The organism is Pigmentiphaga sp. H8 (assembly GCF_003854895.1).
Lineage (GTDB): Bacteria > Pseudomonadota > Gammaproteobacteria > Burkholderiales > Burkholderiaceae_B > Pigmentiphaga.
This window is the reverse complement of record NZ_CP033966.1, coordinates 1,993,327-2,017,905: the sequence shown is the minus strand read 5'-3', so window position 1 is coordinate 2,017,905 and position 24,579 is coordinate 1,993,327. Positions and strand designations below refer to the sequence as shown.

Annotated in this window: 25 protein-coding genes; 8 read left to right on the top strand and 17 right to left on the bottom strand. The window is 68.5% G+C overall.

All coding sequences use genetic code 11. The features are described 5' to 3' along the window. Window positions 1–77: 77 nt before the first annotated feature. Complete coding sequence (locus tag EGT29_RS09550; protein WP_124688802.1) at window positions 78–800, bottom strand: TerC family protein; 723 nt, start codon at window positions 798–800, stop codon at window positions 78–80. 396 nt (window positions 801–1,196) lie between these two features. Here EGT29_RS09550 and EGT29_RS09545 point away from each other — a divergent pair, with 396 nt between their 5' ends. Continuing rightward, complete coding sequence (locus EGT29_RS09545) at window positions 1,197–2,174, top strand: threo-3-hydroxy-L-aspartate ammonia-lyase (protein WP_124688801.1); 978 nt, start codon at window positions 1,197–1,199, stop codon at window positions 2,172–2,174. Here the strand turns inward: EGT29_RS09545 and EGT29_RS09540 are convergent. Both EGT29_RS09540 and EGT29_RS09535 read right to left on the bottom strand, forming a co-directional pair. After that, a complete protein-coding gene (locus EGT29_RS09540; protein ID WP_124688800.1) occupies window positions 2,162–2,515 on the bottom strand; it encodes a hypothetical protein in 354 nt (117 codons plus the stop codon). The genes EGT29_RS09545 and EGT29_RS09540 overlap by 13 nt on opposite strands. Window positions 2,516–2,608: 93 nt before the next feature. Further along, window positions 2,609–3,535, bottom strand: coding sequence for an AraC family transcriptional regulator (locus EGT29_RS09535; protein WP_124688799.1), 927 nt, complete (start codon window positions 3,533–3,535; stop codon window positions 2,609–2,611). A 151-nt stretch (window positions 3,536–3,686) separates the two neighbouring features. Here EGT29_RS09535 and EGT29_RS09530 point away from each other — a divergent pair, with 151 nt between their 5' ends. The 6 genes from EGT29_RS09530 to EGT29_RS09505 are packed head-to-tail and all read left to right on the top strand — an operon-like array spanning window position 3,687 to window position 9,723. Next, window positions 3,687–4,919, top strand: a complete 1,233-nt coding sequence (locus tag EGT29_RS09530) for an amino acid ABC transporter substrate-binding protein (protein WP_124688798.1) — start codon at window positions 3,687–3,689, stop codon at window positions 4,917–4,919. A gap of 58 nt (window positions 4,920–4,977) precedes the next feature. Further along, on the top strand, window positions 4,978–5,850 hold the full coding sequence (locus EGT29_RS09525) for a branched-chain amino acid ABC transporter permease (RefSeq protein WP_124688797.1): 873 nt from the start codon (window positions 4,978–4,980) through the stop codon (window positions 5,848–5,850). Then, window positions 5,847–6,794, top strand: coding sequence for a branched-chain amino acid ABC transporter permease (locus EGT29_RS09520; RefSeq protein ID WP_124688796.1), 948 nt, complete (start codon window positions 5,847–5,849; stop codon window positions 6,792–6,794). The genes EGT29_RS09525 and EGT29_RS09520 overlap by 4 nt, the downstream gene beginning before the upstream one ends. Beyond that, window positions 6,791–7,516 carry an ABC transporter ATP-binding protein gene (locus EGT29_RS09515; protein ID WP_124688795.1) on the top strand — a complete coding sequence of 242 codons (726 nt, stop codon included), beginning with the start codon at window positions 6,791–6,793 and terminating at the stop codon, window positions 7,514–7,516. The genes EGT29_RS09520 and EGT29_RS09515 overlap by 4 nt, the downstream gene beginning before the upstream one ends. Further along, a complete protein-coding gene (locus EGT29_RS09510) occupies window positions 7,509–8,225 on the top strand; it encodes an ABC transporter ATP-binding protein (RefSeq protein WP_124688794.1) in 717 nt (238 codons plus the stop codon). Before EGT29_RS09515 ends, EGT29_RS09510 begins: the two co-directional genes overlap by 8 nt. Before the next feature lie 46 nt (window positions 8,226–8,271). After that, window positions 8,272–9,723 (top strand): aldehyde dehydrogenase, encoded by a 1,452-nt coding sequence (locus EGT29_RS09505; protein ID WP_124688793.1) that lies wholly within the window; start codon window positions 8,272–8,274, stop codon window positions 9,721–9,723. A gap of 130 nt (window positions 9,724–9,853) precedes the next feature. On the opposite strand, the gene EGT29_RS28450 is transcribed toward EGT29_RS09505, so the two are convergent. The 10 genes from EGT29_RS28450 to EGT29_RS09455 form a co-directional block, all read right to left on the bottom strand. After that, window positions 9,854–10,372: a hypothetical protein gene (locus EGT29_RS28450; protein ID WP_161567755.1), complete on the bottom strand. Its 519-nt coding sequence runs from the start codon at window positions 10,370–10,372 to the stop codon at window positions 9,854–9,856. A 132-nt stretch (window positions 10,373–10,504) separates the two neighbouring features. Further along, window positions 10,505–11,794, bottom strand: coding sequence for an MFS transporter (locus EGT29_RS09495; protein ID WP_124688792.1), 1,290 nt, complete (start codon window positions 11,792–11,794; stop codon window positions 10,505–10,507). Between the two features lie 86 nt (window positions 11,795–11,880). After that, window positions 11,881–12,870 carry a tripartite tricarboxylate transporter substrate binding protein gene (locus tag EGT29_RS09490; RefSeq protein WP_238160341.1) on the bottom strand — a complete coding sequence of 330 codons (990 nt, stop codon included), beginning with the start codon at window positions 12,868–12,870 and terminating at the stop codon, window positions 11,881–11,883. A gap of 37 nt (window positions 12,871–12,907) precedes the next feature. Beyond that, entirely contained in the window at window positions 12,908–13,699 is a 792-nt protein-coding gene (locus tag EGT29_RS09485) for a class II aldolase/adducin family protein (RefSeq protein WP_238160340.1), read from the bottom strand. Between the two features lie 88 nt (window positions 13,700–13,787). Beyond that, a complete protein-coding gene (gcvA, locus tag EGT29_RS09480; protein ID WP_124688791.1) occupies window positions 13,788–14,732 on the bottom strand; it encodes a transcriptional regulator GcvA in 945 nt (314 codons plus the stop codon). An 18-nt stretch (window positions 14,733–14,750) separates the two neighbouring features. Then, entirely contained in the window at window positions 14,751–15,464 is a 714-nt protein-coding gene (locus EGT29_RS09475; RefSeq protein ID WP_124688790.1) for an ABC transporter ATP-binding protein, read from the bottom strand. After that, window positions 15,461–16,240: an ABC transporter ATP-binding protein gene (locus tag EGT29_RS09470; RefSeq protein WP_124688789.1), complete on the bottom strand. Its 780-nt coding sequence runs from the start codon at window positions 16,238–16,240 to the stop codon at window positions 15,461–15,463. The genes EGT29_RS09475 and EGT29_RS09470 overlap by 4 nt, the downstream gene beginning before the upstream one ends. A gap of 1 nt (window position 16,241) precedes the next feature. Then, entirely contained in the window at window positions 16,242–17,099 is an 858-nt protein-coding gene (locus EGT29_RS09465; RefSeq protein WP_124688788.1) for a branched-chain amino acid ABC transporter permease, read from the bottom strand. Between the two features lie 15 nt (window positions 17,100–17,114). Then, a complete protein-coding gene (locus tag EGT29_RS09460; protein WP_124688787.1) occupies window positions 17,115–17,996 on the bottom strand; it encodes a branched-chain amino acid ABC transporter permease in 882 nt (293 codons plus the stop codon). 240 nt (window positions 17,997–18,236) lie between these two features. Then, window positions 18,237–19,388, bottom strand: coding sequence for an ABC transporter substrate-binding protein (locus EGT29_RS09455; RefSeq protein ID WP_124688786.1), 1,152 nt, complete (start codon window positions 19,386–19,388; stop codon window positions 18,237–18,239). Window positions 19,389–19,608: 220 nt separating this feature from the next. Here EGT29_RS09455 and epsC point away from each other — a divergent pair, with 220 nt between their 5' ends. Further along, window positions 19,609–20,529: a serine O-acetyltransferase EpsC gene (gene epsC, locus EGT29_RS09450; protein WP_124688785.1), complete on the top strand. Its 921-nt coding sequence runs from the start codon at window positions 19,609–19,611 to the stop codon at window positions 20,527–20,529. Window positions 20,530–20,542: 13 nt separating this feature from the next. Here epsC and EGT29_RS09445 read toward each other — a convergent pair whose 3' ends face one another. The 4 genes from EGT29_RS09445 to EGT29_RS09430 are packed head-to-tail and all read right to left on the bottom strand — an operon-like array spanning window position 20,543 to window position 24,573. Beyond that, window positions 20,543–21,058, bottom strand: a complete 516-nt coding sequence (locus EGT29_RS09445) for a GDYXXLXY domain-containing protein (protein WP_124688784.1) — start codon at window positions 21,056–21,058, stop codon at window positions 20,543–20,545. After that, the gene (locus tag EGT29_RS09440; RefSeq protein WP_161567754.1) at window positions 21,051–22,088 is read right to left on the bottom strand and encodes a DUF4401 domain-containing protein; all 1,038 of its coding nucleotides are present in this window, start codon (window positions 22,086–22,088) and stop codon (window positions 21,051–21,053) included. Before EGT29_RS09440 ends, EGT29_RS09445 begins: the two co-directional genes overlap by 8 nt. Then, complete coding sequence (locus EGT29_RS09435) at window positions 22,085–23,089, bottom strand: DUF2157 domain-containing protein (protein ID WP_161567753.1); 1,005 nt, start codon at window positions 23,087–23,089, stop codon at window positions 22,085–22,087. The genes EGT29_RS09440 and EGT29_RS09435 overlap by 4 nt, the downstream gene beginning before the upstream one ends. Continuing rightward, window positions 23,086–24,573 (bottom strand): HDOD domain-containing protein, encoded by a 1,488-nt coding sequence (locus EGT29_RS09430; protein WP_124688781.1) that lies wholly within the window; start codon window positions 24,571–24,573, stop codon window positions 23,086–23,088. Before EGT29_RS09430 ends, EGT29_RS09435 begins: the two co-directional genes overlap by 4 nt. Window positions 24,574–24,579: the final 6 nt, after the last annotated feature.

Sequence of the window (24,579 nt, the reverse complement as noted above, 5' to 3'; positions counted from 1 at the left end):
GGAAAACCGCAAGCTTAACTCAGTTCACCCCTGCCGCGAGAGGGGGAATTCCCCTCGCGCCGGCCGGGGTGCCGGCCTTATGCCGCGTTGGATTCGGGCTGGCTGTCCTTGCCGCGATTGTTGACCACCATGCGGGCACCGCCCAAGATGGCAACCAGCGCCAGCGGGTAGACCAGCCACTGCACCCACGCGTGGGCCTGGAACCAGGGCTTGACCAGGGGCTCGCCCATCACCATCTTGGCCGCGGTCACGACCAGCACGCCGGCGCCGATGTAGATGATGGCCGGATAGCGTTCCATCAGGCGCAGGATGAGGCGGCTGCCCCAGACCATGATGGGCACGCTGATCAGCAGGCCCAGCACCACCAGCAGGAAACTGCCGTGCGCCGCGCCGGCCACCGCCAGCACGTTGTCCACGCCCATGACCGCGTCGGCGATCACGATGGTCTTGATGGCGGCGACGAAGCTGGTGTTGACCGAGCCGCTGCCGTGCTCGTCCTCTTCGGCGGTCAGCAGCCGGTACGCGATCCACAGCAGCGCCAGGCCGCCCACCAGCATGAGGCCGGGAATCTTGAGCAGCCAGACCACGGCCAGCGTCATCAGCGTACGGACGACGATGGCGCCGACCGTGCCCCAGACGATGGCCTTTTTCTGCAAGGCGGGAGGCAGGTTGCGCGCGGCCAGCGCGATGACGATGGCGTTGTCGCCCGCCAGCACGATGTCGATGACGACGATGGACGCGAGCGCGAACAGGAATTGGGTGGTGAAAATTTCTGCGGCGAAAGCCGAAAGCCATTCCACGAGTGGTTCTCCAGAGAAGTTGACGGCCTCTGCTGGCAACAGGAATCACTGGGGGACGGGAGTACCCATGCAGGACCTGAGGCCAGGCTGCAAAGGTCTTGTTCAATCACCGGGCGGTGATCCGCACGACCGGAGGAAGCGGACTTCCACGTATTGACGATCGTACGAAAGAGCCTGTTGGGCTCTCGAACTACTCCCCTTTGGAGGAACATGCCATAGACATGTCAGCCGGCATTTTCGCCCGGGGTTCGGCTTCGCGTCAACATCGGGGGATACCCCAAGAAAATGCCGAAAACGGGACCGCCCGGGCCCCGGCAAGCCGCGCCCCCTGGCCATCCGCTTCGTATATGCTTGGCTTCTCGGCCGACTCCGGCCGGCATCCAGGTGGAAAATCCCATGTCCGTCGCCTTTCCCGCCATCGAAGCGGCCGCCGCGCTGCTTGCCGGCCACGCCCACCGCACGCCCGTTCTGACCTCGCATACTGTCGACGCCCGCACCGGGGCCTCGGTCTTCTTCAAGTGCGAGAACTTCCAGCGCATGGGCGCCTTCAAGTTCCGCGGCGCCTATCACGCGCTGGCCCGGCTGGCGGATGATGCGCGCCGGCGCGGCGTGGTGGCCTATTCGTCCGGCAACCATGCCCAGGCCGTCGCGCTGGCGGGCCGGCTGCTGGGCATACCGGCCACCATCGTCATGCCGTCGGACGCGCCCCAGGTCAAACTCGAAGCCACGCGCGGCTATGGCGCCCGCGTGGTGCTGTACGACCGCGCCACGCAGCGGCGCGAGGACATCGCGGCCGAACTGGCCGACCGCGAAGGGCTGACCACCATCCCGCCCTTCGATCATCCGGACATCATCGCCGGCCAGGGCACCGCCGCGCTGGAGCTGCTGCGCGAGACCGGGCCGCTGGACTACCTGCTGGTGCCGTGCGGCGGCGGCGGATTGCTGTCGGGATCCGCCATCGCGGCCAACGCCTGCGCCCCCGGCATCCGGGTCATGGGCGTGGAGCCGGCCGCCGGCGACGACGTCACCCGGTCGTTCCACAGCGGCACGCTGCAATCGGTGGACAACCCCGATACCATTGCCGACGGCGCGCGCACGCAGTCGGCGGGCCGGTACACCTTCCCGCTCATCCAGTCCCACGTCCACGACATGCTGACAGTGACCGACGACGAACTGCTGCGCGCGATGTTCTTCCTGATGGAGCGGATGAAGTTCGTGCTGGAACCCACCGGTGCCCTGGGCGCGGCCGCGCTGCTGTCCGGCAAGGTCGATGCGCGCGGCAAGCGCGTGGGCATCATCGTCTCGGGCGGCAACGTCGACCTGTTCGCGCTGGCGCCCTACCTGGCCAAGGGGCGCGCCGCCTACGGCGCGTAGTGCGCCACGCCGACGGCCGGGGCAACCGGCGCGGCCGCCTCGGCATGCGCGGGGCGGAACGTCACGATGGCCATCAGCAGGATCGCAAGCGCGAGGTCGCGCCGGGGCGTCTCGTAGGGCTGCGAGCGCAAGCGCCGGAAGCCCCACATGACCAGCACGATGAAGCCCCCCATCAGCGCCGCCGCCAGGAACGAGCCGGCATACTGCGCCAGCACCGGCAGCCGTTCGCTGAACGGCCCTTCGGGCAACGGCCCGCGCAGCGCGCTGGACACGAGGAACATCAGTCCCAGCGCCCCGGCCAGCGCTCCCCACGACAAATCCCGACCGACGAAAACCTTCACGACATTCACACCCAAGGCTAGACGGGAAAAAGTATAGCGTTTGGATCTTCTCCCAGGATGCGGTGGATCCGGCTTTGCCGGTAGGGGAGACCGCTACGGCCAGGCCGAGTAAGTCAGGTCCTCGCGACCGGCTTCCTCGAGCACCCGGCGGCGGTAGCTGCCGGGGGGAACGCCCATGTGGCGCTTGAAGAAGCGGTTGAAGTGCGCGGTGTCGCGGAACCCCAGGCCGTAGGCGACCTGGGCCACGGGCAGCGGCGACTGCTGCAGGCGTACCCGGGCTTCCTGCAACAGGCGCTCGTGCACCACGGCCAGCGGGCCGCAGCCGGCGCTGCGCATGGACGCGGCGTGCAGCCGGCGTTCGGTCACGCCCAGGGTGCGGGCGTAACGGGAAATGGGCCAGTGCTCGCGGAAGTGCATCTCCACGACGCGCAGGAAACGCTGGAACACGACGGAGCCGGGCCGGTCCCCGGTGGGCGCCTCGGGATCGATGTCGCTCATGCGCCAGAGATGCGTCAGGACGATGGAAAGATAGGCGACGGCGATGCCGGCCGCGCCCTTGGCCGCCTGGCGCAATTCATGGCTGACCGCCTCGAACACGGGGCGCAGCATGTCCCGCCCCGCCGCCATCTCGTCCGGCCCGATATGCAGCAGGCGGTCGGCCACGTTGCGCAAGGCCGCCGCGTGCTGGCTGGCGGCCGAGGCGCGCGACACCAGTTCCTCGGCGGCCGACAGCATGTAGCCGGCGCCGCCGGCCTCCAGGCGTATGGACTGCGCCATGCCGGGTGGCAGCCAGGCCAGGCACGGCGCGCGCAGCGCGAGCTGCCCGTGGCGCAGCGTGGCGACGCCCTTGCCCGCCGTCAGCAGCAAGGCGTGGCTGCGCCCCTGCCGGCGCGCGGCGTCGATCACCCATTCGCGCGCCGCCAGCGCGGGCGCCATGGATTCGCTTTCCATCAGCGTGGCCAGCGGCGTCTCGCCGATGTCCGGGTGCACGTCGGGTAGGGAATGCGGATAAGCCACCATGCGGGTCCTCGGTAAGGCGGGCGGAAAAGTGCAAGTATTCGTCCGATTTCATCAATGCCTGCAACTTTACACGGCGGGGCCCTCTGGCCAGAATTTGTACGTCGCTACAACAAAACTCCGCGATTGTTACAAAATTACCGGGAGACACACCATGCTCACCTCGCCCCTGAAATCGCTGCGCCTGCTGGGCGCGGCCACCGCCCTGTCGGCGTTCTCGCTCGCCCTGCCGGCCCACGCCCAGGACGCCGTCACCATCGGCTACGCCATCTCCAAGACCGGCGTGAACGCGGGCGGCGCGGGCATCACGACCATTCCCAACTACAAGCTCTGGGTCCATGAGGTCAACCAGGCGGGCGGCCTGAAGGTTGGCGCCAAGCGCCTGCCCATCAAGGTCGTCGAATACGACGACCGCTCCAGTTCGGAAGACGCCGTGCGCGCGGTCGAGCGCCTCATCACCCAGGACAAGGTCGACTTCCTGCTGCCTCCGTGGTCGACCGCGATGAACCTGGCCGTCGCCCCCACCTTCCACCGCTACGGCTACCCGCTGCTGGCGGGCTCGGCCGTTACCGAACGCGCGCCCGAATTCGCCAAGCGCTGGCCCAACAGCTACTGGCTGCTGGGCACCGGCTCGCAATACGCCGAAGCCCTGGTCGACCAGCTGGCCGGCCTGCGCAAGGCGGGCAAGATCGGCGACGCCATCGCCATGGTCTCCATCGCCGACGGCTTCGGCATCGAGCTGGCCACCGCGGCGCGCGCCGCGTTCCAGAAGGCGGGCTTCAAGCTGGCCTACGCCAAGACCTATCCGGTGGGCACGCAGGACCTGGCGCCCATCGTGAACGAGGCCAAGAAGCTGAACCCCGACGTCTTCATCGCGTTCAGCTATCCGCCCGACACCATGGCCATCACGGACCAGGCGCGAGTGCTGGGCTTCAATCCCAAGGTGTTCTACACCGGCGTGGGCACCGCCTTCCCGTTGTACAAGAACCGCTTCGGCGCGAACGTCGAGGGCGTGGCCAGCCTGGGCGGCATCGACGCCAGCAGCCCCGCGGTCAAGGCCTACATCCAGCGCCACAAGGAAGTGACCGGCGCCGAGCCGGACCGCTGGGCCAGCCTGGTCACCTATGCCGGGCTGCAGGTGCTGCAACAGGCCATCGAGAAAGCCGGGACGCTGGACCGCAAGGCCGTGTCGGCCAAGATCGCGAACGAGGAGTTCGACACCATCCTGGGCCGCATCAACCTGAAGAACCACATGGTGCCCAACATGCTGACGCTGGGGCAATGGCAGAACGGCGAGTTCGTCGGCATCGAACCGGCCAGCCACGCCGGCGCCGCCAAGCTGGTCTTCCCCAAGTCCGCCTGGCAGGCCGGCGCCGCCTCGCGCTGACCCTCAACCCGCGCCGCCCGGCCGCATGGCGCCGGACGGCGCGCGACAGGAATCCCGTATGTTCATCGATGCACTCTTCTCCGGCATCACGCTGGGAGGCATGTACGCGCTCGTCGCCATGGGGCTCACCCTGCAGTACGGCGTCTCGCGCATCATGAATCTGGCCTATGGCGAATTTCTCGTCGCCGCGGCCTTCTGCGCCTACCTGCTGATGACCGGTCTCCACGTCACGCCCCTGTGGGGACTGCTGCTGATTGTCCCCATCGCCTTCGCCCTGAACTGGCTGGTCTACCGCTTCCTGCTGACGCCGCTGGTCAAGCGCACCCGCACGCGCGCCGCGCTGGAGGTGGACAGCATCCTGGCCACCTTCGGCCTGCTGTTCATCGTGCAGGGCGTGATGCAGGTCACCTTCGGCGGCAACTACTACAGCTATTCCTACCTGAACGAACCCGTCCGCATCCTGGATTCCGTGCTGGCCCTGAACCGGCTGCTGGCCCTGGGCTTCGCCGCGGTGTTCGGCATCGGCTTCTACCTGGCGCTGACCCGCACCCGCCTGGGCACCGCCATCCGCGCGGTGGCGGTGGACCCGGTGGCCGCGCGCCTGGTCGCCATCGACGTGCGCTGGGCCTCGGCCCTGGCCTTCGCCGCCGGTGGCGCGCTGGCGGCCGGCGGCGGCGTGCTGGTCAGCATGTTCCTGACCTTCAACGCCAACATGGGCGTGATCTTCACCATGAAGGCGCTGATCGTGATCATCATGGGCGGCGTGGGCAACGTCCTGGGCGCGCTGGTCGCGGGCCTGCTGCTGGGCCTGGCGGAATCCTTCATCGCCACCTACGTCGACCCGGGACTGACGATCGCCGTGACCTACGGCGTGTTCCTGCTGGTGCTGCTGGTGCGTCCCACCGGCCTGTTCGGGAGGGCCGCGCGATGAACGCCCCGCTGCGCATTCCCCTGATCGTGGGCGCCGCCATGCTGGCGGTGCTGGCCGGCGTGCCCCTGGTGGCCGACGGCTACGGCCTGTCGCTGGCCATCAACATCCTCAACTACGCCGTGCTGGCCACCGCCTGGGCGATGTTCTCGGGCCCCACCCGCTATGTGTCCCTGGCCACGGTCGCCTTCTTCGGCATCGGCGCCTATACCGTGGCGGTCCTGGGCGAGGCCCTGCCCTGGCCGGCCGTGCTGGCGGCGGCCGCCCTGGTCGGGCTGGTGGTCGCCATCGTGGTCGGCCTGTCCACGCTCAGGCTGGCCGGGGTCTATTTCGTCATCTTCACCTTCGGGCTGACCGAGTTGATCCGCCAGCTGGTCACCTGGTACGAAGTGAACGTGTCGAATTCCATCGGCCGCTATGTATTCCTGGACATCAGCCAGGAACAGATCTACTGGCAGTTGCTGGCGCTGGGCGCGGTCCTGTTCCTGGCCACCCTGCTGCTGGGCCGCTCCCGCCTGGGCTTCGCGCTGCGCATCATCGGCGCGGACGAAACGGTGGCCCGCCACTGCGGCATCGACACCACCCGCGCCAAGGTGCTGCTGTTCGCGCTCAGCGCCGTGTTCATGACGCTGTCGGGCGCGATCATGGCGCCGCGCTGGACCTACATCGACCCGGCCATCGCGTTCAATCCCGTCATGTCCTTCCAGGTGCTGATCATGGCGCTGCTGGGCGGCGTGCAGCGGCTGTACGGCCCGCTGCTGGGCGTCGTCCCGCTCGCGCTGCTGTTCGAATACCTGGGCGCGAACTTCCCCAACCACTACAGCATCCTGCTCGGCGCCGTCTTCATGATCATCGTCTACCTGCTGCCCAACGGCGTCGTCGGCCTCGCCCGGCGGCTGCGCAAGGCCGACCGGCCGGCGTCTCCCGCCGCCAAGGAGGCGTCATGAACAGCCTGCGCATCTCCCTCTTGCGGAAAACCTTCGGTGGCCTGACCGCGGTCAACGACCTGAGCTTCTCGGTCGAGGCCGGCGAGATCGTCGGCCTGCTGGGGCCGAACGGCTCGGGCAAGACCACGGTCATGAACCTGATCTCGGGCGCGCTGGCCCCGGATGCCGGAGACATCGAACTCGCGGGCCGCCCCATCGCCGGCAAGGCGCCCCACAAGGTGGCGCATGCGGGCGTCGCGCGGACCTTCCAGCTGGTACGGGTGCTGGCCGACATGGACGCGACCGAGAACGTGGTGGCGGGCCTGGCCTTCTCGCGCGAACCGGCGTGGGGCGCGCGGGCCACGACAAGGGCCGGCGAACTGCTGGCGCGCGTCGGCCTGGCGCGCCATGCCCGGACGCTGGCCGGCGAGCTGACCTACATCGACCAGAAACGGCTGGAACTGGCGCGCGCCCTGGCCCTGTCGCCACGCCTGCTGTTGCTGGATGAATGGCTGGCCGGCCTGAACCCGTCCGAACTGCTCGAAGGCATCGCGCTGGTCCGCTCGCTCAAGGACGAAGGCATCAGCATCATCCTGGTCGAGCACGTCATGGACGCCGTGCACTCGCTGTGCGACCGCTGCGTCGTGATGAACGCCGGCGCCAGGATCGCCGAGGGCACGCCCGCCGCCGTCCTGTCGGATCCGGAAGTGATCCGCGCCTACCTGGGAGACGCCAGTGCTTGAAGTCGCCAACCTGTCGGTCGCCTACGGCAAGCATACGGCGCTGCGCAAGGTCGCGCTGTCGGTCGGGCCGGGCGAGATCGTCGTCATGCTGGGCGCGAACGGCGCCGGCAAGAGCACGCTGCTCAAGGCCGTGGCCGGCCTTGTCCCGCACGACGGCCAGGCCGTCGTGCGCCTGTCGGGGCAGGACATCGCCGCGACGCCGGCCCACCGCATCGTCGAGCTGGGCATCGCCCTGGTCCCCGAGGGCCGGGGCATCTTCGGCGAACTCACCGTGCGCGAGAACCTGCGGCTGGGAGCCTATGCGCGCCGTGCCCGGGAAAGCGAGGCCACCACGCTGGAGCGCGTGCTGACCCTGTTCCCCCGTCTGGGGGAACGCCTGGGTCAGACCGCCCGTACCATGAGCGGCGGCGAACAGCAGATGGTCGCCATCGGCCGGGCGCTGATGTCGCGGCCGGAGATCCTGCTGCTGGACGAACCGTCGCTGGGGCTGTCGCCCCTGATGAGCGCCGAGCTGTTCAAATCCCTGGCCGCCATCCGGCAGGACGGAGTCGGCATCCTGCTGGTGGAGCAGAATGCCCGGCTGAGCCTGGCGATCGCGCAGCGCGGCTACCTGATCGAGAACGGCGCGATTGCCGGCGAAGGCGAAGCCGGCGCCCTGATGAACGACCCGGCCGTGCAGAAAGCCTACCTCGGCTTGGCAACCGCCTGACACGAATCAAGGCGGCCGCGGGGCCGCCATTACTGGAGTCCTATCCATGTTCGACATCAAGCTCCTGATCGACAACGAAGACCGCGACGCCACGGGCGGTGCCACGTTCGTGCGGCGCGACCCGGTCACCGGCGCCGACAGCACGCGCGCGGCGGCAGCCACGGTGGCCGATGCCCGCGCCGCCGCCGATGCCGCCGCGGCCGCCTTTCCCGCCTGGGCCGCCCTGGGCCCGAACGAGCGGCGGCGTCTGCTGAACCGCGCTGCCGACCTGCTGGACGAGCGCACGCCGGAATTCATCGCCCGCATGATCGCCGAAACCGGCGCCACGCGCGGCTGGGCCGGATTCAACGCGCACCTCGCCGCCGGCATCCTGCGCGAGGCCGCCGCCATGACGACGCAGATCGCCGGCGAGGTCATCCCCTCCGACGTGCCGGGCAGCCTGGCCATGGCCGTGCGCCAGCCGGTGGGCGTGGTGCTGGGCATCGCCCCCTGGAACGCGCCCATCATCCTCGGCGCGCGCTCGATCGCCATGCCGCTGGCCTGCGGCAACACCGTCGTCTTCAAGGTGTCCGAACTCTGCCCCGCCACGCATCACCTGATCGCCCGGACTCTGTGCGACGCCGGCCTGCCGGCCGGCGCCGTCAACGTCGTCGCCAACGCTCCGGACGACGCGCCCGCGGTGGTCGAGGCGCTGATCGCCCATCCGGCGATCCGCCGGGTCAACTTCACCGGCTCGACCCGCGTCGGCCGCATCATCGCCCAGAGTGCCGCCCGCCACCTGAAACCGGTCCTGCTGGAACTGGGAGGCAAGGCGCCGCTGCTGGTGCTCGACGACGCCGACCTCGATGCCGCGGTCGGCGCGGCGGCCTTCGGCGCCTTCATGAACCAGGGCCAGATCTGCATGTCCACCGAACGACTGGTCGTGGACGACGCCATCGCCGATGCCTTCGCCGCCAGGTTCGCCGCCAAGGCCGCCTCGCTGCCCGCGGGCGACCCGCGCCGCGACGACGTCGTACTGGGCGCCGTCGTGACGCCTGAGGCCATCCAGCGCATCCGGCGCCTGATCGACGACGCGGTGTCCAAGGGCGCCAAACTCATTGCCGGCGGCAGCATCGAGGGCAACATCATGGCGGCCACCGTGCTCGACAAGGTGACCCCGGCGATGGAAATCTACAGCGAGGAATCCTTCGGCCCGGTGGTGTGCATCGTCCGCGTCAGCGGTACCGAGGAAGCCATACGCGTGGCCAACGACAGCGAGTACGGACTATCGTCGGCCGTGTTCAGCCGAGACATCGCGCGGGCGATGGAAGTGGCCAAGCGCATCGAGAGCGGCATCTGCCACATCAACGGCCCCACCGTGCACGACGAGGCGCAGATGCCGTTCGGCGGCGTCAAGGCCAGCGGCTATGGCCGCTTCGGCGGCAAGGCCGGCATCCACGAATTCACCGAGTTGCGGTGGATCACCGTCCAGACCACGCCGCGGCACTATCCGTTCTGACGCAGTTTCCAGGCAAGAAATGCCGCTACGCGGCGGCGCTGCCCCCCGAGTGGGCGTTTTTTGCCTTGGGGCGGCCCGGCGGCAAAAAAAATGCCGCCCCGAGGGGCGGCATTTTTCATCCAGCAGCCTGTCAGGCGGCGGGAGCCGAAGCGGCCTGCTGTTCGGCGGCGGCCGGAGCGGCGACCGGAGCAACGGCCTTCTTCGCCACGCGCTTGGCGGCGGGCTTCTTCGCGGCAGGCTTGGCAGCCGGCTTGGCGGCGGGCTTGGCGGCCGGCTTCACCGCGGGCTTGGCAGCCTTGGCGGCGGGCTTGGCAGCAGCCTTCTTGGCCGGAGCGGCGGCCTTCGTCGCGGCCTTGGCTTTCTTGGCAGCAGGCTTCTTGTCGCCTGCGGCCACGACAGCCTTGGCTTCCTTCACGGCGGCCTTGACGGCCTTCTCGTAAAGGCTCACGCGCTGAGCGGCTTCCTTGCGGGCCTTCTCCGAACGCTCGAGCGCCTTCTTGGCGGCATCGCCCAGACGCACGGCGGCGGCTTCGAGCTTCGCCAGCACGCCGGCCGACTTGGCCGGAGCAGCTTTCTTGGCGACCTTCGCGGCCGGCTTCTTGGCTGCCGGCTTGGCAGCTGCCTTAACGGGTTGCGATTTCTTAACCATATCAATCTCTAAAAGTCGAGGCCCGAAGTGTTAATGGTGCTCAAAGCAATGTCAACCCTTTTAGACACCGGCGACGATTTTTTTTGCTTCGGCGCCACGCGCCCTGTCACGTCATCGCATCGTGCATGATCGTCACGACGGCGTGCGGCCGAACGTCACGCGAGCGATGATCCATATCGCCACGCCGCACAGCGCGGCTAGCGTTCCCACCGCGACGATGGGCGCGACCGGCAACGCGCCCACCGCCGTGCTGCCCAGCGCGCCGCCCAGCATCTGCGATGCGCCCAGCACCGCGGCGCCCACGCCCGCCATGGCTCCGGCGTCCTGCAATCCCAGCGCGAAGATGGTCGGCATGATGAAGCCGCCGAAGAAAAGACTGGCCGCCATCGCCACGACGAAGAGGGCGATCTCCCACCATTGCCCGTGCGCGCCGCGCAGCGCGAGTCCGACCGCGAGCGCGGCCACGCCGGCGCAGGCCGCGCCGCGCACGCCCGCGTACAGCACCCGCTGGGGCGGCACGCCCCGCTGCGAAAGACGCGCGGTCGCCAGCGATCCCGCCAGCACCGCGCCCGAGGCCAGCGCGAACGCGATCGCATAGACCGAACTGGATACGCCCATGCCGTCGATCAGCACGAAAGGCGATCCGCTGATGAAGACGAACATGCCGCAGAACACGACACCCAGCGCGCACGACAGGGCCCGCGCATGGGGCAGCGCGAGAAAGCCGCGATACCCCGCCGGACGCTCGGCGCTTTCCTGCGATGGTTGATCGGTACCGGACCCGGGGCCTTCGGACTCGGGATCGGCGGGCTGCACGCCCCGAAGCGCGCGCAGGCGGCCCGCCCGCAATCGGATCGCGACGATGACCGCCAGCAGCAGCCCCGCCCCCGCCAGCACCGCGAACAGTCCGCGCCAACCGACCGCATGGATGACGAACGCGCCGATCAGCGGCGCGACGATGGGCGCCAGGCTCAGCACCGCGACGATGAAGGATTGGATGGTGGCGCGCTGCTGCGGTTGGGGAAAGACGTCACGGACCAGCGCGATGCCGGCCACCGACGCGGCCGATGCGCCGAAGCCCTGGACCGCCCGCCAGCCGATCAGCGCCGCGCCGTCCGCGGCCAGCGTGCAGGCGATGGCCGCCACCACGTACACGGCCAGGCCGAGCAGGATGACGCGCAGGCGTCCGTGGCGATCGGACAAGGGTCCCCAGGCCAGTTGGCCGAACCCGAAGGTCAGCATGAACGCGCCCAGCGTCGCCTGCATCTGCGAGTCGGTGGCGCCGAGTTCGGCGCCGATGGCGGGCAGCCCCGGCAGGCTGATGTCGATGGACAGGGGCGGCAGGCCGGCCAGCATGCCCAGCACGACGATGAAGCCGACCGGCAATGCGATCCGGGTCGGCGGGGAATGCCTTGCTTGCACGAAGCGATCTCCTGGCTGATGCGCGTCCCGGCTACACCGGGACGCCAAAGAGCGGAGGATATCGTGCTTTTGCCGGGGCGCGGGCCTCAGTTCGGTTGCAGGCCGGCGTCCTGGATGATCTTGCGCCAGCGGCTCTCCTCGGCGCGTACGTAGCGGTCCATCGACGCCGGATCGCCGGTCACCTTGATCAGGCCCTCCTCTTTCACCAGGCGCTGGAACACCGGCGTCTCGGCCGCCTGGTTGATCGCCCGGTTCAGGCTGTCGACGACCGGTGCCGGCGTACCGGCCGGGACGAGAAAGCCGTACCAGGCCTGGGCGTCGTACCCCGCCACCCCTGCCTCGGCCACGGTGGGCAGGTCCGGCAGCACCGCCGACCGGTCGGCCGAGGTTACCGCCAGCGCCCGCAGCTTGCCCGCCTTGATGTAGCTCAGGGCGCCGGGAATGGTCGAGAAGATGACGTCGATCTGCCCGCCGATCAGATCGTTCAGCGCCGGCGCCGCACCCTTGTAGGGCACGTGCGTCAGTTCCGTTCCGGACAGCGTCGCGAACAGCGCGCCCGCCAGGTGCGCGGAGGTCCCGTTGCCGTTGGACCCATAGTTGATCTTCCCGGGATTAGCCTTCGCGTAGGCGATCAGCTCGGCCACCGTCTTGTAGGGACGCTGCGGATTCACCACCAGCACGTTCGGCGCCTTGGCCACCATGCCGGCGGACATCAGCGAGGTCTCGTTGGAATACGGCAGCTTCTGCTGCAGGCTGGGATTGACCGCGTAGGCGAAGGTCCCCATCACGATGGCATAGCCGTCGGGCGGACTCTTGGCCACGTAGTCGGTGCCGATGACCGTGCCGCCGCCCGGCCGGTTCTCGACGATGACCGGCTTGCCGAAGTACTCACCCATCTTCTCGGCAACGATGCGGCCGACCAGGTCCGTCCCGCCGCCGGGCGGAAAGGGGACGACGAGCTTGAGCGGCCGCTCGGGAAAGGAAGCCGCCAGGGCCTGTCCGGCCAGCAGCGGCCCGGCGATTGCCATGCAAGCGGCGCCGAGGCTCATGCGCCAGGGGGATGCCAGGAAAGTCATGATGTCTCCGTTGTCTTGATTCTGTTCTGCCGTGGGGCTATAGCCGGTAGCTCGGATCGATCCGGTCCAGCTTGCGCAGCAGCGCGGGCCATTCCATGACGCCGTACGGCCGCCGGGTCTGCGGCTGGTAGTTCATGTAGGTCTTGTCCAGGACGTCCTGGGGAACGGGATTCAGCGGGCTGTTGCAGGCCATGGCCGCCAGCTGCAGCTTGCAGGACAGTTCCAGGCGATGCATGGCGTTGAATGCCTCGGGTATCGTCCGCCCGACGGTCAGCAATCCGTGGTTCCTCAGGATCATGGCGTTGTTGTCGCCCAGGTCGGCCACCAGGGAAGCCTGCTCCGCCTCGTCCAGCACCACGCCCTGGTAGTCGTGGTAGCTGATGTTGACGAAGCGCATCGAGGTCTGCGCCAGCGGCAACAGGCCGCACTCGAGCGCCGACACGGCCATCCCGGGCCAGGTGTGCGTATGGATGACGCACGACAGTTCGTGCCTGGCCTGGTGGATCGCGCTGTGGATGACGAAACCCGCGCGGTTGACGCCGTACTTCAGGTCCGGTCCGAAATCGGGCGCGCTCAGGACTTCGCCGTCGGCGTTGATCTTGATCAGGCTGGACGCGGTGATTTCCTCGTACAGCAACCCGTAGGCGTTGATCAGGAATGCGTTTTCCTCGCCGGGCACCCGGGCCGAGATATGGTTGGCGGCCATGTCGGCCATCCCGTAGAACTCGACCAGGCGGTAACACGCCGCCAGATTGACCCGAGCCTCCCATTCGGCTTCGGAGCATCGGGACCGCATGGATGCGATACCCAGGTCCGCCAGTTCAGCCATCGTCGATTCCTCCTGCGCAAAGTCGTGCCGTACATTCTGCGCATACGCCAGGCGAAGGGGAAATGACTTTTCGGGCGGATCAGGCCAACTATTTTGTAGGGTTGGCCGAGGGGGGCGGCGGCGGCTCGTCCATCACGTCGTCGGCGCGCGAGCCCAGCTCGGACAGCAGCCATCGGCGGAACGCCCGGAACGCGGCGGTGGGGGCTCGGTCCTTGGGATGCACGAGGAAATAGCCGCCCGCGGGCCGATAAGAGGTGTCGAACGGCGCGACGAGCTGCCCCGACGCCAGGTAGCCCTCGACCAGGATGCGGACACCCAGCGCCACGCCCAGGCCGCGTATCGCCGCCTCGTAGGCCATCAGCGAACTCTCGAACTTGTGGCCCCGGCCGGCATGGTCGCTGGCCAGCCCCGCGTGGCGGAACCAGCCCTCCCAGTCTCCCGGACGGGCAAGCGAATGCAATAGCGGCAGCTCGAGCATGGCCGACACGTCCGGCGTCCCGCCGGCCTGCGCCAGGAGATCCGGACTCATGACCGGCACGAGTTCGATCGGCGCCAGCATGTCGACTTCGATTCCCGGGATATCGGGTACCCCGAAACGGATGGCGGCGTCGAAATCCTGGTGATTGAAATCGACCAGGGCCGAGGACGCCGACAGCCGGATCTCCACCGAGGGATGCTGCTCGTGGAAAGCCGGCAGCATGGGAATCAGCCAGCACTGCGCGAACGTGTTGTAGGCCAGGATGGACAGCACCTGCGGCTGCCCGCGCCGGCTGAGCTGCGAGGTCGCGAACCCCAGGTCGTTGAGCGCCCGGCGCACCGCGGGATAATAGCGGCTGCCCGCCTTGGTCAGCGCGATCGACTGCCCGCGCCGGTCGAACAGCTCCACGCCCAGGAAATCCTCCAGGCCGCGGACCTGGCGGCTGACCGCCACCTGCGTGACGCAGAGTTCGTCGGCGGCCGCCGTGAAGCTCATCAGCCGCGCCGCGGCCTCGAAGGCCCGCAGCGACTTCATCGGAGGCAGGGGCAGCTTCACGGTATGACCGGACGGGCCTCAGCCGCCCAGATAGGCTTCCACCAGGCGGCGATCGCCCAGCAGTTCCTTGCCGGAGCCGGACAGTGCGATGTCGCCCGTCTCGAGCACGTAGCCACGATGGGCGATCTTGAGCGCCTGCCGCACGTTCTGCTCGACCAGGAAAATCGTCAGCCCCTGCCGATTGATCTCGCGCAGGATGCGGAAGATCTCCTGCACGATGATGGGCGCCAGCCCCATGGACGGCTCGTCCAGCAGCAGCAGCCGGGGCTTGGCCATCAGCGCCCGCCCGATCGCCAGCATCTGCTGCTCGCCGCCCGACAGGTTGCCCGCCATGCCGTTCAGGCGCTCCTTGAGCCGGGGGAAGAGTTCGAACACGCGCTCCAGGTCGGCACCGATCCCGCCCTTGTCGCGCCGGGTATAGGCGCCCAGCTCGAGGTTCTCGCGCACCGTCATCGTGGTCAGGATGGCACGGCCCTCGGCGACCTGCACGATGCCCCGGGAGACGATACGGTGCGGCGCCAGGCGCGAGATGTCCTCGCCCTGGAACGTGACCGTGCCCGCTTCCTTGGGAATCAGCCCCGACAGGGCCAGCAGCGTGGTGGACTTGCCCGCGCCGTTGGCGCCGACCAGCGTCGTGATCTCGCCCTCGCGCAGTTCGAGGTCGATGCCCTTGACCGCGGCGATGTGGCCGTAGGAAACCTTCAGGCCGTCGACTTTCAGCAGCGGATTCATGCGTGCACCTCGTCCGCCACGTCGTCCTCGCGTCCCAGGTAGGCCTCGATCACCATCGGGTTGTTGCGGATTTCCTCGGGCAGGCCCTCGGCAATGATCCGCCCGAAATTCAGCACCGCGATGCGGTCGCACAGGCCCATCACGAAGCGCATGTCGTGCTCGATCATGAAGATGGTGTAGCCCCGCGCCTTGATGTTCTCGATCTCGGCCATCAGGTCCACTTTCTCGCCGGTGTTCATGCCCGCCACGGGTTCGTCCAGCAGCAGCAGCTTAGGCTCGGTCGCCAGCGCGCGGGCCAGCTCCAGCTTGCGCTGGTCGCCGTAGGACAGGTTGTCAGCGGTCTGGTGCGCCTTGTGCTCCAGCTTGACCCAGGACAGCAGCTCGAGCGCCCGTTCGCGCGCGCGGCGCTCCTGGGCGCGGAACCCGGGCAGCGCCAGCAGCAGGCCGGTCGGACCGTAGTCCAGGTGGCGGTGCATGCCGACCACCACGTTCTCGAGCAGCGACATTTCCTTGAAGATGCGGATGTTCTGGAACGTGCGGGCGATGCCGCGCCGGGTGATCTGGTGCGGCTTGGCGCCCACGAGATCCTGGCCGTCGAAGGTGAGCGAGCCGCCCGTGGGTTCGAGCAGGCCGGTGATCAGGTTGAACACCGTCGTCTTGCCCGCGCCGTTGGGGCCGATCAGTCCGAAGATCGTCCCTTGCGGAACCTCGATGTTGACGTCCTGCAGTACGTGCAATCCGCCGAAGCTCTTGGAGATGGATTGTAGTTTCAGCATGTCAGTGGCTCCGCCGGCGGAACCAGCTGCGCAGCAGCGTCGGATCCCAGATGCCCTTGGGCAGGAACAGCACGATCAGGACCAGGATCACGCCGTTGATGACCAGCCGGAAATCGTTGAACGCGCGCAGCGTCTCGGGCAGCAGCGTCAGGATCACGGCGCCGGCCACCGGCCCGGCCAGGCTGCCGATGCCGCCCAGGATGGTCATGGTCAGGATCTCGACGCCCCGGTCGAAGCCGTATTCGTTGGGACCGATGAAGAACGTCAGGTGGGCGTTCAGCGCGCCCGCGAGCCCCGCCAGCAGCGCCCCCAGGACGAAGGCCAGCATCTTGGTGTTGTTGACGTCGATGCCCATCAGCCCGGCGGCGGTTTCGTCCTCCTTGATGGCCTCGAACGCGCGGCCGACCTTCGAGCGCAGCAGCCGGAACAGCACGGCCAGCGCCAGCACCACGGCCAGCGCGATGTGCCACCACTGCGTCAGCTGGGGGATGCCGTTCAGGCCCAGCGCGCCGCCCGTCCACGATTCCGTGTTCAGGATCACGACCCGGACCACCTCGCCGAAGCCCAGCGTGGCCATGGCCAGGTAGACCCCGGACAGGCGCAGCGTGGGCTTGCCGATGACGAAGGCCACCAGCATGGGCGCGGCCATGCCGCCCAGCAGCGCCACGGGGAAGGACATCTCGAAGTTCATCGTCAGGATGGACGCGGTGTAGGCGCCTATCCCCATGAAAGCGGCATTGGCCATGGCCAGCATGCCGCACGAAAGCGTCAGGTAGATCGACAGCGCCAGCAAGGCGTTGGTACCCAGGGTCAGCACCAGGTTGCTGTAGATCGACCAGAAGTTATCGAACCATTCCATTTCTTGTCTGCGTCCTTATGCCTTGCGTTCCAGCACCTTGCCGAACAAGCCCTGCGGGCGAACGAGCAGGATCAGGAACAGGAGGCCGAAGGCCACGGCGTCGCGCATGGTGGAGCCGATGTAGGCCACCGACAGCACCTCCGCGAAGCCCAGGAACAGGCCGCCTATCATGGCGCCGCGGATGTCGCCCATGCCGCCCAGGATGATGACGGCGATGCCCTTGTGCAGCATGGGCTGGCCCATCAGCGGGAACACCGCGTTGGAATAGAGGCCGATCAGCACGCCGGCCACGCCGCCCAGGGCGGCCGCGGCGAAGGACGTCAGCATGAACAGCCCCTCGACGTTGATGCCCAGCAGCGAGGCCGCCTTGGGCGATTCGGCGATGGCGCGCAGCCCCCTGCCCAGCTGGGTCCGCTTCATGACGACCATCAGCGCGGCCATGAGCGCGAACGACAGGAAGATGATGACGAGCTCGATCACGGTCATGTGCAGCCCGGCGATCTCGATGGCGTCGTCGGGCACCAGGCCGGACGGGAAGCGCATGTTGGCGGCGCCGTAGATGCCCTGCATGCCGCTGTTGAGCGCGATGGCCACGCCTATGGTGGCGATCATGGGTATGAGGTGGGGCGCGTTGCGCTTGCGCAGGCGCTTCAGGACGAGCACGTCGATCAGGATGCCGACGATGCCGCTGCCCACCGCCGCGGCGGCCAGGCCGGCCCACAGGGGCAGGTCGAACTGGGTGATCAGCTGCAGCGCCACGTAGGCGCCCACCATGAACACGGCGCCGTGCGAAAGATTGATGACGCCCAGCACGCCGAATACCAGCGTGAAGCCGAGCGCGAACAGAGCGTAAACGCATCCCAGCGATAGTGCGTTGACGAGTTGCTGTTGGAGCATGCCCCCCCCTACGCGCTTCGCGCGCCCCCCGGGGGGCGGCGCTGGAGGACCGGCGGAGCCGGATCCTCGGCGCCCTGGATCGGGCGGCCTACTTTTTGCCAGGGCCGGATACAGGAGCGAAGCAGCAAGATTACCAATGGAAAATGGGCACGAGCCCTACTTTGCTATTACAAAGGGCGCGGGAGTCCCGCGCCCTTTTCGGATCGCCGGCGCGAGGCCGGCGGGTTCCGCGGGTACCGCTTATTTCTCGATGACGTAGCGGCCGCCGCGGGTAACCATCACGATGGGGGTCTGGACCGCATCGTAGCCGCCGGGCTTGCCGGCGACACCCTTGGCCTGGCGGAACTGGAAGGCACCGGTCGCGCCGGTGATCTTCACCGCGGGCAGCGCCGCCTGGAGGGCGGTGCGGTCGGCCTGCAGGTTGCCCGACAGCTTCACCTTCTTCAGGGCTTCGGCCACGATGTGCATCGCGTCGTAGGCCTGGGCGGCGAACTGGTCGGGGGCCACATTGTACTTCGCCTTGTAGGCGGCGATGAACTTGGTGTTCTCGGGGGTGCCGTTCTCGATGGACCAGGGGCTGCCGACCCACAGGCCGTCGGCCCGCTCCTTGGCCAGGTCGAACACCTTGACCGAGTTCATGCCGTTGCCGCCGATGAAGGGCACGTTCAGGCCCAGCTGGCGCGCCTGCACCATGATGGGACCGCCTTCGGCGATCAGCGCCGACAGCACCACGGCGTCGGGATTGGTGGCCTTGATCTTGGTCAGTTGGGCCTTGAAGTCGACGTCGCCCTTGGCGAAGGTCTCGGTCGTGGTGACCGGGATCTTCAGGTCTGCCAGGGCCTTCTTGAAGTTGTCGTAGCCGCTCTTGGTGAAGACGTCGTCGTTGCCGTAGAACACCGCGACTTTCTTGATGCCGTTGTGCTTGGCGGCGACGCGGATGGTCTCGGGCAGCACGTCGGCCTCGGTGACCGAGTTGCGGAAGACGTAGTTGCCGATGGAGGTGATGCCGTCCGCGGTGTTGGAGGTGCCGAACACCGGGGTCTTGGCAGCCTGCGCGATCGGGTCGGCGGCCTGGGCCGAGTTGGACAGCGTCGGGCCGAAGATCAGCACGACCTTGTCCTGGAACACCAGCTTCTTGAAGACGTTGATGGCTTCTTCTTTCTTGCCCTGTTCGTCTTCGATGACCAGCTTGATGGTGTTGCCGTTGACGCCGCCCGCGGCGTTGAGTTCGTCGGCGGCCAGCTGGAAGCCGTTGCGGATGGCGGCGCCGTACTGGCCGGCACCGCCGGACAGGGCGGCCGCGAGGCCGATCTTGACGTCGGCGGCCTGGGCGAACGCAGCGGCGCCGAGGGCGGCCGCTGCCACCAGCGATTGACTGAAAATGCGGTTCATGTGAGTGTCCCTATAGGTGTCGCGTTTGCGCCTGGGTTTGTGCCTGGGCTGGTGCCCGGACTCCTGCGGCGCGAGCCGGCGCGGGGCCCATGCGCGGGCGACTTGGGGCGATATTCTACCGTTTCGGGCCATACCAGACGAGTCGAAAGGGTTTCCCCTAGCGGGGAAAGCCGCTTCGACTATGCTTGGGGACATTGCCCACGCAACCTATTTTTCCGTCATGAACCTACCGCACACGCCGTCCCCGGACATCGCTCCCGAGTGGCACCTGGCCGACATCGTCGAGCAGTTGCGCACCTCGCGCGAGATCGAGCACAAGATCCGCTACCTGGACCGGGTGCGCGAGCTGCCCTCGCGCGAGGCCCTGGTCACCGTGCTGGACGGCCTGTCGGCCGCGCTCTTCCCCACGCATTACGGGCGCTGCAAGCTGACCGACGACAGCATCGACTATTTCGTCGGCAACACGCTGAACGCCACGCTCAACCTGCTCTGTGAACAGGTTCGCCGCGCGCTGTATTTCTCGGAAGCGCCGGACACCCACGACAAGCAGAACCTGGCAGGCAAGGCGGTCGAGCTCACCCGACGCTTCGCCGCGCAATTGCCGGCCATTCGCGCCGTCCTGGTCAGCGACCTGCACGCGGCCTACCAGGGCGATCCGGCGGCCACCAGCATTTCCGAAATCCTGCTGTCCTACCCCGGCATCAAGGCCATCATCCATTACCGGCTGGCCCATGCCATCCACAAGCTGGGCGCGCCCTTCCTGGCTCGGCTGATCTCGGACATCGCCCACTCGGCCACCGGCATCGACATCCACCCGGCCGCGCAGATCGGCGCCAGCTTCTTCATCGACCACGGCACGGGCGTGGTGATCGGAGAGACCACGATCATCGGCGAACGCGTGCGCCTGTACCAGGCCGTCACGCTGGGCGCCAAGCGCTTCCCCGCCGACCCCGACGGCAAGCTGACCAAGGGCATCGCCCGCCACCCCATCGTGGAAGACGACGTGGTCATCTACGCCGGCGCGACCATCCTGGGCCGCATCACCATCGGCCGGGGCTCGACGGTCGGCGGCAACGTCTGGCTGACCCAGAGCGTGCCCGCCGACACCAACGTCAACCAGGCCAAGAACCAGGAAGACTGACGCCGCCGGGCCCTTACGGCTGCTTGCCGCGAGGGCCCAGCCAGCCCAGGTCGGCGTCCTGCAGGCCGACCAGCAGCGCGCGGCCGTCCTCGCCTACGCGCAGCGCGCCGTAGCGGGCACGCTCGAAGTCCGCGGCGCGCCCTTCCTGGAAGAAATAGGCGTCGGTCACGATCCTGACCCGCCCGTCTCGCACGGTATAGGCCAGCCGGTGTTCGCGCTCGGCCAGCGGCGCGCCGTCGTCCAGCCTGACCAGTCCGGCGCGGCTGGAGCCGGCCTCGCGCCGGACCACGAGTGTTCCCGAAGCGGGCAAGTCCTGGCCCAGGCGCTGGCGCAGTTCGCGCGCGACCGCCCAGTCCAGCGCCATGTAGTCGCCTTGCATCAGCGACCGGGGGTCGACCGGCGCCAGCTCCAGCGACACCAGCGTCCCGCTGGCCAGCAGCGATTCATTGCGCCAGATCGACGCATTGACCAGGCCCAGCACCAGGACCAGCCCGGCGGCGATCAGCCAGCGGACCAGGCGTTCACTCATGGCCGGCCTCCGGCGCGCCCAACCGGGCGATGCCGCGCCAGGCCAGCAGCAGCACGCCCCCCAGCGCCAGCAGCACCGCCGCCTTGCGCGGCAGGGACCAGGCCTGCGCGTAGTAGAACCACCCTATGCTCCACAGCGCCACCAGCAGCCCGCCTACCCAGAGCGGAATACGGGCACGGGCATGGCCCAGCAGCGCGGTCATCAGGCCGAAGGCCACGCCCGGGACCCAGGCCCCGGCCAGCACCAGCACGCACGCGGTACCGGCGGCCCAGCCGCGGACGGCCGGGCGCGCGCGGGCCGACAGGCGCCAGGCCACCCAGGCCAGCGGCAACGCCGCCAGCAAATACGCCGCCCAGGCCAGGCCACGCCAGGCGGGCGGCACCGACAGGTCCATGCCGGGCAGCAGCGCGCCGGCCAGGCCCAGCACCCACAGCGCCAGCGTCGCGCCCCAGGCCAGCGGTGCCTGGATTTGTCCCAGACGATGCGCCCACCGGGTCTCGTCCAGCCAGGTCGCCGCGCAGGTCCAGGCCGCGATGGCCGGCACGGGACTGGGCCAGCCCAGCTCGCGCAAACACCCCTCGCCCGCCAGCAGCAAGGCCAGGACGCCGAAACAGCGAGCGATCGCATGCGGCATGACGGCCGCCAGGACCAGCCCCAGTCCCGCTGCCGCCAGGAAAGTCCCCCAGACGGGCAACCAGGCCGCGCCGGCGACGGCGACGGCACCGTAGCCCGCCAGGCAGAGGCTGAGCGCGAACTGCGCGCGCAGTTCGGGCGGCTGGCCGTGCAGCAGCATGCGGGCGACGATCAGCAACAGCACGCCCACCACCACCAGGCTGTGCGAGTCGAAGGGATCCGGCACGACCAGTCCGGCGAAGACCAGCAGCAGAAGGCCGCCCAGCCAGCCGCACACGCCCAGCATCAGGCGCACGTGCCAGGGCATGGCGGCTTCGGCCGGCATCGCGGGCGGGACATCGCCCTCGGCCAGCCCCTGCCGGCGCAATTCGTCCCAGACCTGCGGCAGGCCGGTCATGCCGCCTCTCCCGCCCACCGGGCCTGCAAACGCCGCAGCCAGGCGGCGGCGCCGGCCGAGGCCGCGATCAGGAAACCGCCTACGACAAGCAGCGAGAGCTCGCCCGGATCGCCTTCGGCCAGCAGCCGCGCGAGCCCTGCCGTCGCGACCGCGATCGCCGCCAGGCAGCACAGGGTAAGCATGGGCAGGTCCCGGCGCCACTGGTAGAACAGGAAACCGCCGGCCAGGACCAAGGCCATCACGGCCCGCGTGGCCCAGGCCAGGATGCCGCCGGCGCGCGCTTCGCCCAGGATCGCGCCGAACAGTGCGCCGACGATGGCGGCCAGCACCAGCACGCCGGCCAGCCGGGGCAGGAAACGCAGCCGGCCGCCGTCGATCAGCCGGCCGCCCAACCCTTCGGCCGCCGCGACGGCGGCCAGGTTCAGCCAGAACAGCCAGGGATGTGGCCATCCTCCGTCCAGCGCGGCCAGCAGGAAAGGCGAGAACCGCCCTACGTAAAGCTGGACCGCCAGGTTGGCCAGCACCAGCAGCAGCGCCCACGCCGCGGCCGACCGCGACGCGGCCACCCAGGGCAGGATGACAAGGCCCCACGCCAGGAACAACTGGTAGCTGTCGGCCCCGGTCTGGTAGTGCTGGCCGAGATAGGCCAGCAGCGCGCCGCACAGGATCATCGCGAACAGCAGCGCCACCCGGCCCGCCGGCCGCGCCGTGCCCAGGCGCCACGCCCCCGCGGCGGCGGCCGCCAGCAGGGCTTGCAACAGGGAAAACTTGGCGATGGGCGGCCATTCCTGCCAGTTGAAGGCCACCAGGAAGATGATGCCCGCGGCGCAGGCCAGCGCGCCCCCGTAGGCGCAGACGTGTTCGAGGAAACGCCGCCAGGCCGGTCCGTCGGGCAGCACCGCCGCCAACCGCAGCCCCTCCTCCGCCGCCCGGGCCGACAGCGCCTTTCGCCGTGCCAGTTCGATCAACTGGCGATGCAAGGCGTCGCGGCCGCCGCTCAAGGCGCTTCGCGAGCCGCCGTGCGGGCATGGCCGAAGAATCGGCCCAGTTCCCGCGCCAGCTCGTTCAGGGCGGCCATTTCCTCGGGAAGGATCTTGCGAGCCAGCTGCGCGCTGTTCCAGTCGCCGTAGATCAGCGCCACGGTGTCCTTGTCGGCGCGCACGGGCAGCAGCACGAAGGCGTGCGAATCGGGCACGGCATCGCGGAACCAGCGCGGGATGTGGACGCTGAACTTGGGGTCGCAGGCGTTCTCGATGAAGATTCCCACTGAATTGGTGATGGCCAGGTGGAAGACGTCCACCGAGAATATCTCATTGAAGCGCAATTGAGGGAGTAACTGTTCGATGCCGCGGCCGAACCCCAGCCGCGCCTCGAAGGTATGGCGGCGTGGATCGCGCACGAAAACGATGGTGCGCGAGAACTGCATGCCCGCCAGCATGGCCTCGGACGCCATGGCCAGCACCGGACCCAGGTGGTGCTCGGACGGCAGCGAGCGCAGGTCGCGCATGCCTTCGCGCAGCGTGCGCTCGGCATTGTGCGAACCGCCCTGCGTCGATTCGGCGTGCAGGTCGTCGATTTCCTGGATGAAGCGCTGGCTGGCCCGCTCGCGGGTCAGTTCCTCCATGATCTCGTACAGCGGCTCGGGCTCGACCGCCAGCGCGCGCGCATAGCGCTGCACCGTCTCGCGCATCCGGCGCTCGCGCAGCTCGACGTCGCCGCCCGCGATGGTCATGCTGCGCGACATCTGCACCGAGAAGCTGGCCACCGCGCGCAGCCACGGGTCGTGGTCCAGCACGATGTCCTGGTCGGCTGGCAGGCCGGCAAGGTCGAAGGGCTCCATGCCGCGCCGGATCACCGCCGGCAGCCCCCAACGCTCGGCGGCGTCCTCGGCCAGTTCCTCGAAGCTGATGCCCAGCACCTCGGCCGACACTTCGTCCTCGGTGCGGCGGTACTCCAGGGCATGCTCGCGGATCTGGGTCCACTCGCTCTCGAGATAGAAGATGCACAGCAGCTTGCCGAGCTGGCGCATCAGCGTGCAGACCACGGCTTCCTCGCTGGTCAGCAGCTCGCGCACCTCGCATACCCTGCGCGCCACGCAGCCGGCCAGCATCGCCCGGTTCAGCTCCAGCTTGGCGTCCAGCCGCTGCAGTTGCAGGTGCGACTGCTGGAAATGGTCGACCAGCTTGAGCCCCAGCACCAGGTGGCCCACGGCCTCGATGCCGAGCACGACCAGCGCGCGGGACACCGTGGTGATGTTGCCGCCGAAGGCCATGTACATGGCCGAGTTGGCCAGGCGGATGACGCGCTGCGTCAGCGTGAAGTCCGACAACACGATCTGGGCCAGCGCCGTGATGTCGTGGTCGTCTCCCTTCATTGCCGAGATGGTGGCGCGCAGGGAGTCGGACAGCAGCGGAAAGTCGCCGCGCTCGTTGATGCGCGACCACAGCTTGCGGGTCAACGCGTGGCGTTGTTGGATGTCCGGCATGAAAAA

Bases quoted from the DNA above. Each gene is read 5' to 3' on its own strand.
- EGT29_RS09545 (WP_124688801.1), top strand. From the start codon at position 1,197: ATGTCCGTCGCCTTTCCCGCCATCGAAGCGGCCGCCGCGCTGCTTGCC.
- EGT29_RS09535 (WP_124688799.1), bottom strand. From the start codon at position 3,535: ATGGTGGCTTATCCGCATTCCCTACCCGACGTGCACCCGGACATCGGC.
- EGT29_RS09530 (WP_124688798.1), top strand. From the start codon at position 3,687: ATGCTCACCTCGCCCCTGAAATCGCTGCGCCTGCTGGGCGCGGCCACC.
- EGT29_RS09525 (WP_124688797.1), top strand. From the start codon at position 4,978: ATGTTCATCGATGCACTCTTCTCCGGCATCACGCTGGGAGGCATGTAC.
- EGT29_RS09520 (WP_124688796.1), top strand. From the start codon at position 5,847: ATGAACGCCCCGCTGCGCATTCCCCTGATCGTGGGCGCCGCCATGCTG.
- EGT29_RS09515 (WP_124688795.1), top strand. From the start codon at position 6,791: ATGAACAGCCTGCGCATCTCCCTCTTGCGGAAAACCTTCGGTGGCCTG.
- EGT29_RS09505 (WP_124688793.1), top strand. From the start codon at position 8,272: ATGTTCGACATCAAGCTCCTGATCGACAACGAAGACCGCGACGCCACG.
- EGT29_RS28450 (WP_161567755.1), bottom strand. From the start codon at position 10,372: ATGGTTAAGAAATCGCAACCCGTTAAGGCAGCTGCCAAGCCGGCAGCC.
- EGT29_RS09490 (WP_238160341.1), bottom strand. From the start codon at position 12,870: ATGACTTTCCTGGCATCCCCCTGGCGCATGAGCCTCGGCGCCGCTTGC.
- EGT29_RS09485 (WP_238160340.1), bottom strand. From the start codon at position 13,699: ATGGCTGAACTGGCGGACCTGGGTATCGCATCCATGCGGTCCCGATGC.
- EGT29_RS09475 (WP_124688790.1), bottom strand. From the start codon at position 15,464: ATGAATCCGCTGCTGAAAGTCGACGGCCTGAAGGTTTCCTACGGCCAC.
- EGT29_RS09470 (WP_124688789.1), bottom strand. From the start codon at position 16,240: ATGCTGAAACTACAATCCATCTCCAAGAGCTTCGGCGGATTGCACGTA.
- EGT29_RS09465 (WP_124688788.1), bottom strand. From the start codon at position 17,099: ATGGAATGGTTCGATAACTTCTGGTCGATCTACAGCAACCTGGTGCTG.
- EGT29_RS09460 (WP_124688787.1), bottom strand. From the start codon at position 17,996: ATGCTCCAACAGCAACTCGTCAACGCACTATCGCTGGGATGCGTTTAC.
- EGT29_RS09455 (WP_124688786.1), bottom strand. From the start codon at position 19,388: ATGAACCGCATTTTCAGTCAATCGCTGGTGGCAGCGGCCGCCCTCGGC.
- epsC (WP_124688785.1), top strand. From the start codon at position 19,609: ATGAACCTACCGCACACGCCGTCCCCGGACATCGCTCCCGAGTGGCAC.
- EGT29_RS09445 (WP_124688784.1), bottom strand. From the start codon at position 21,058: ATGAGTGAACGCCTGGTCCGCTGGCTGATCGCCGCCGGGCTGGTCCTG.
- EGT29_RS09440 (WP_161567754.1), bottom strand. From the start codon at position 22,088: ATGACCGGCCTGCCGCAGGTCTGGGACGAATTGCGCCGGCAGGGGCTG.
- EGT29_RS09430 (WP_124688781.1), bottom strand. From the start codon at position 24,573: ATGCCGGACATCCAACAACGCCACGCGTTGACCCGCAAGCTGTGGTCG.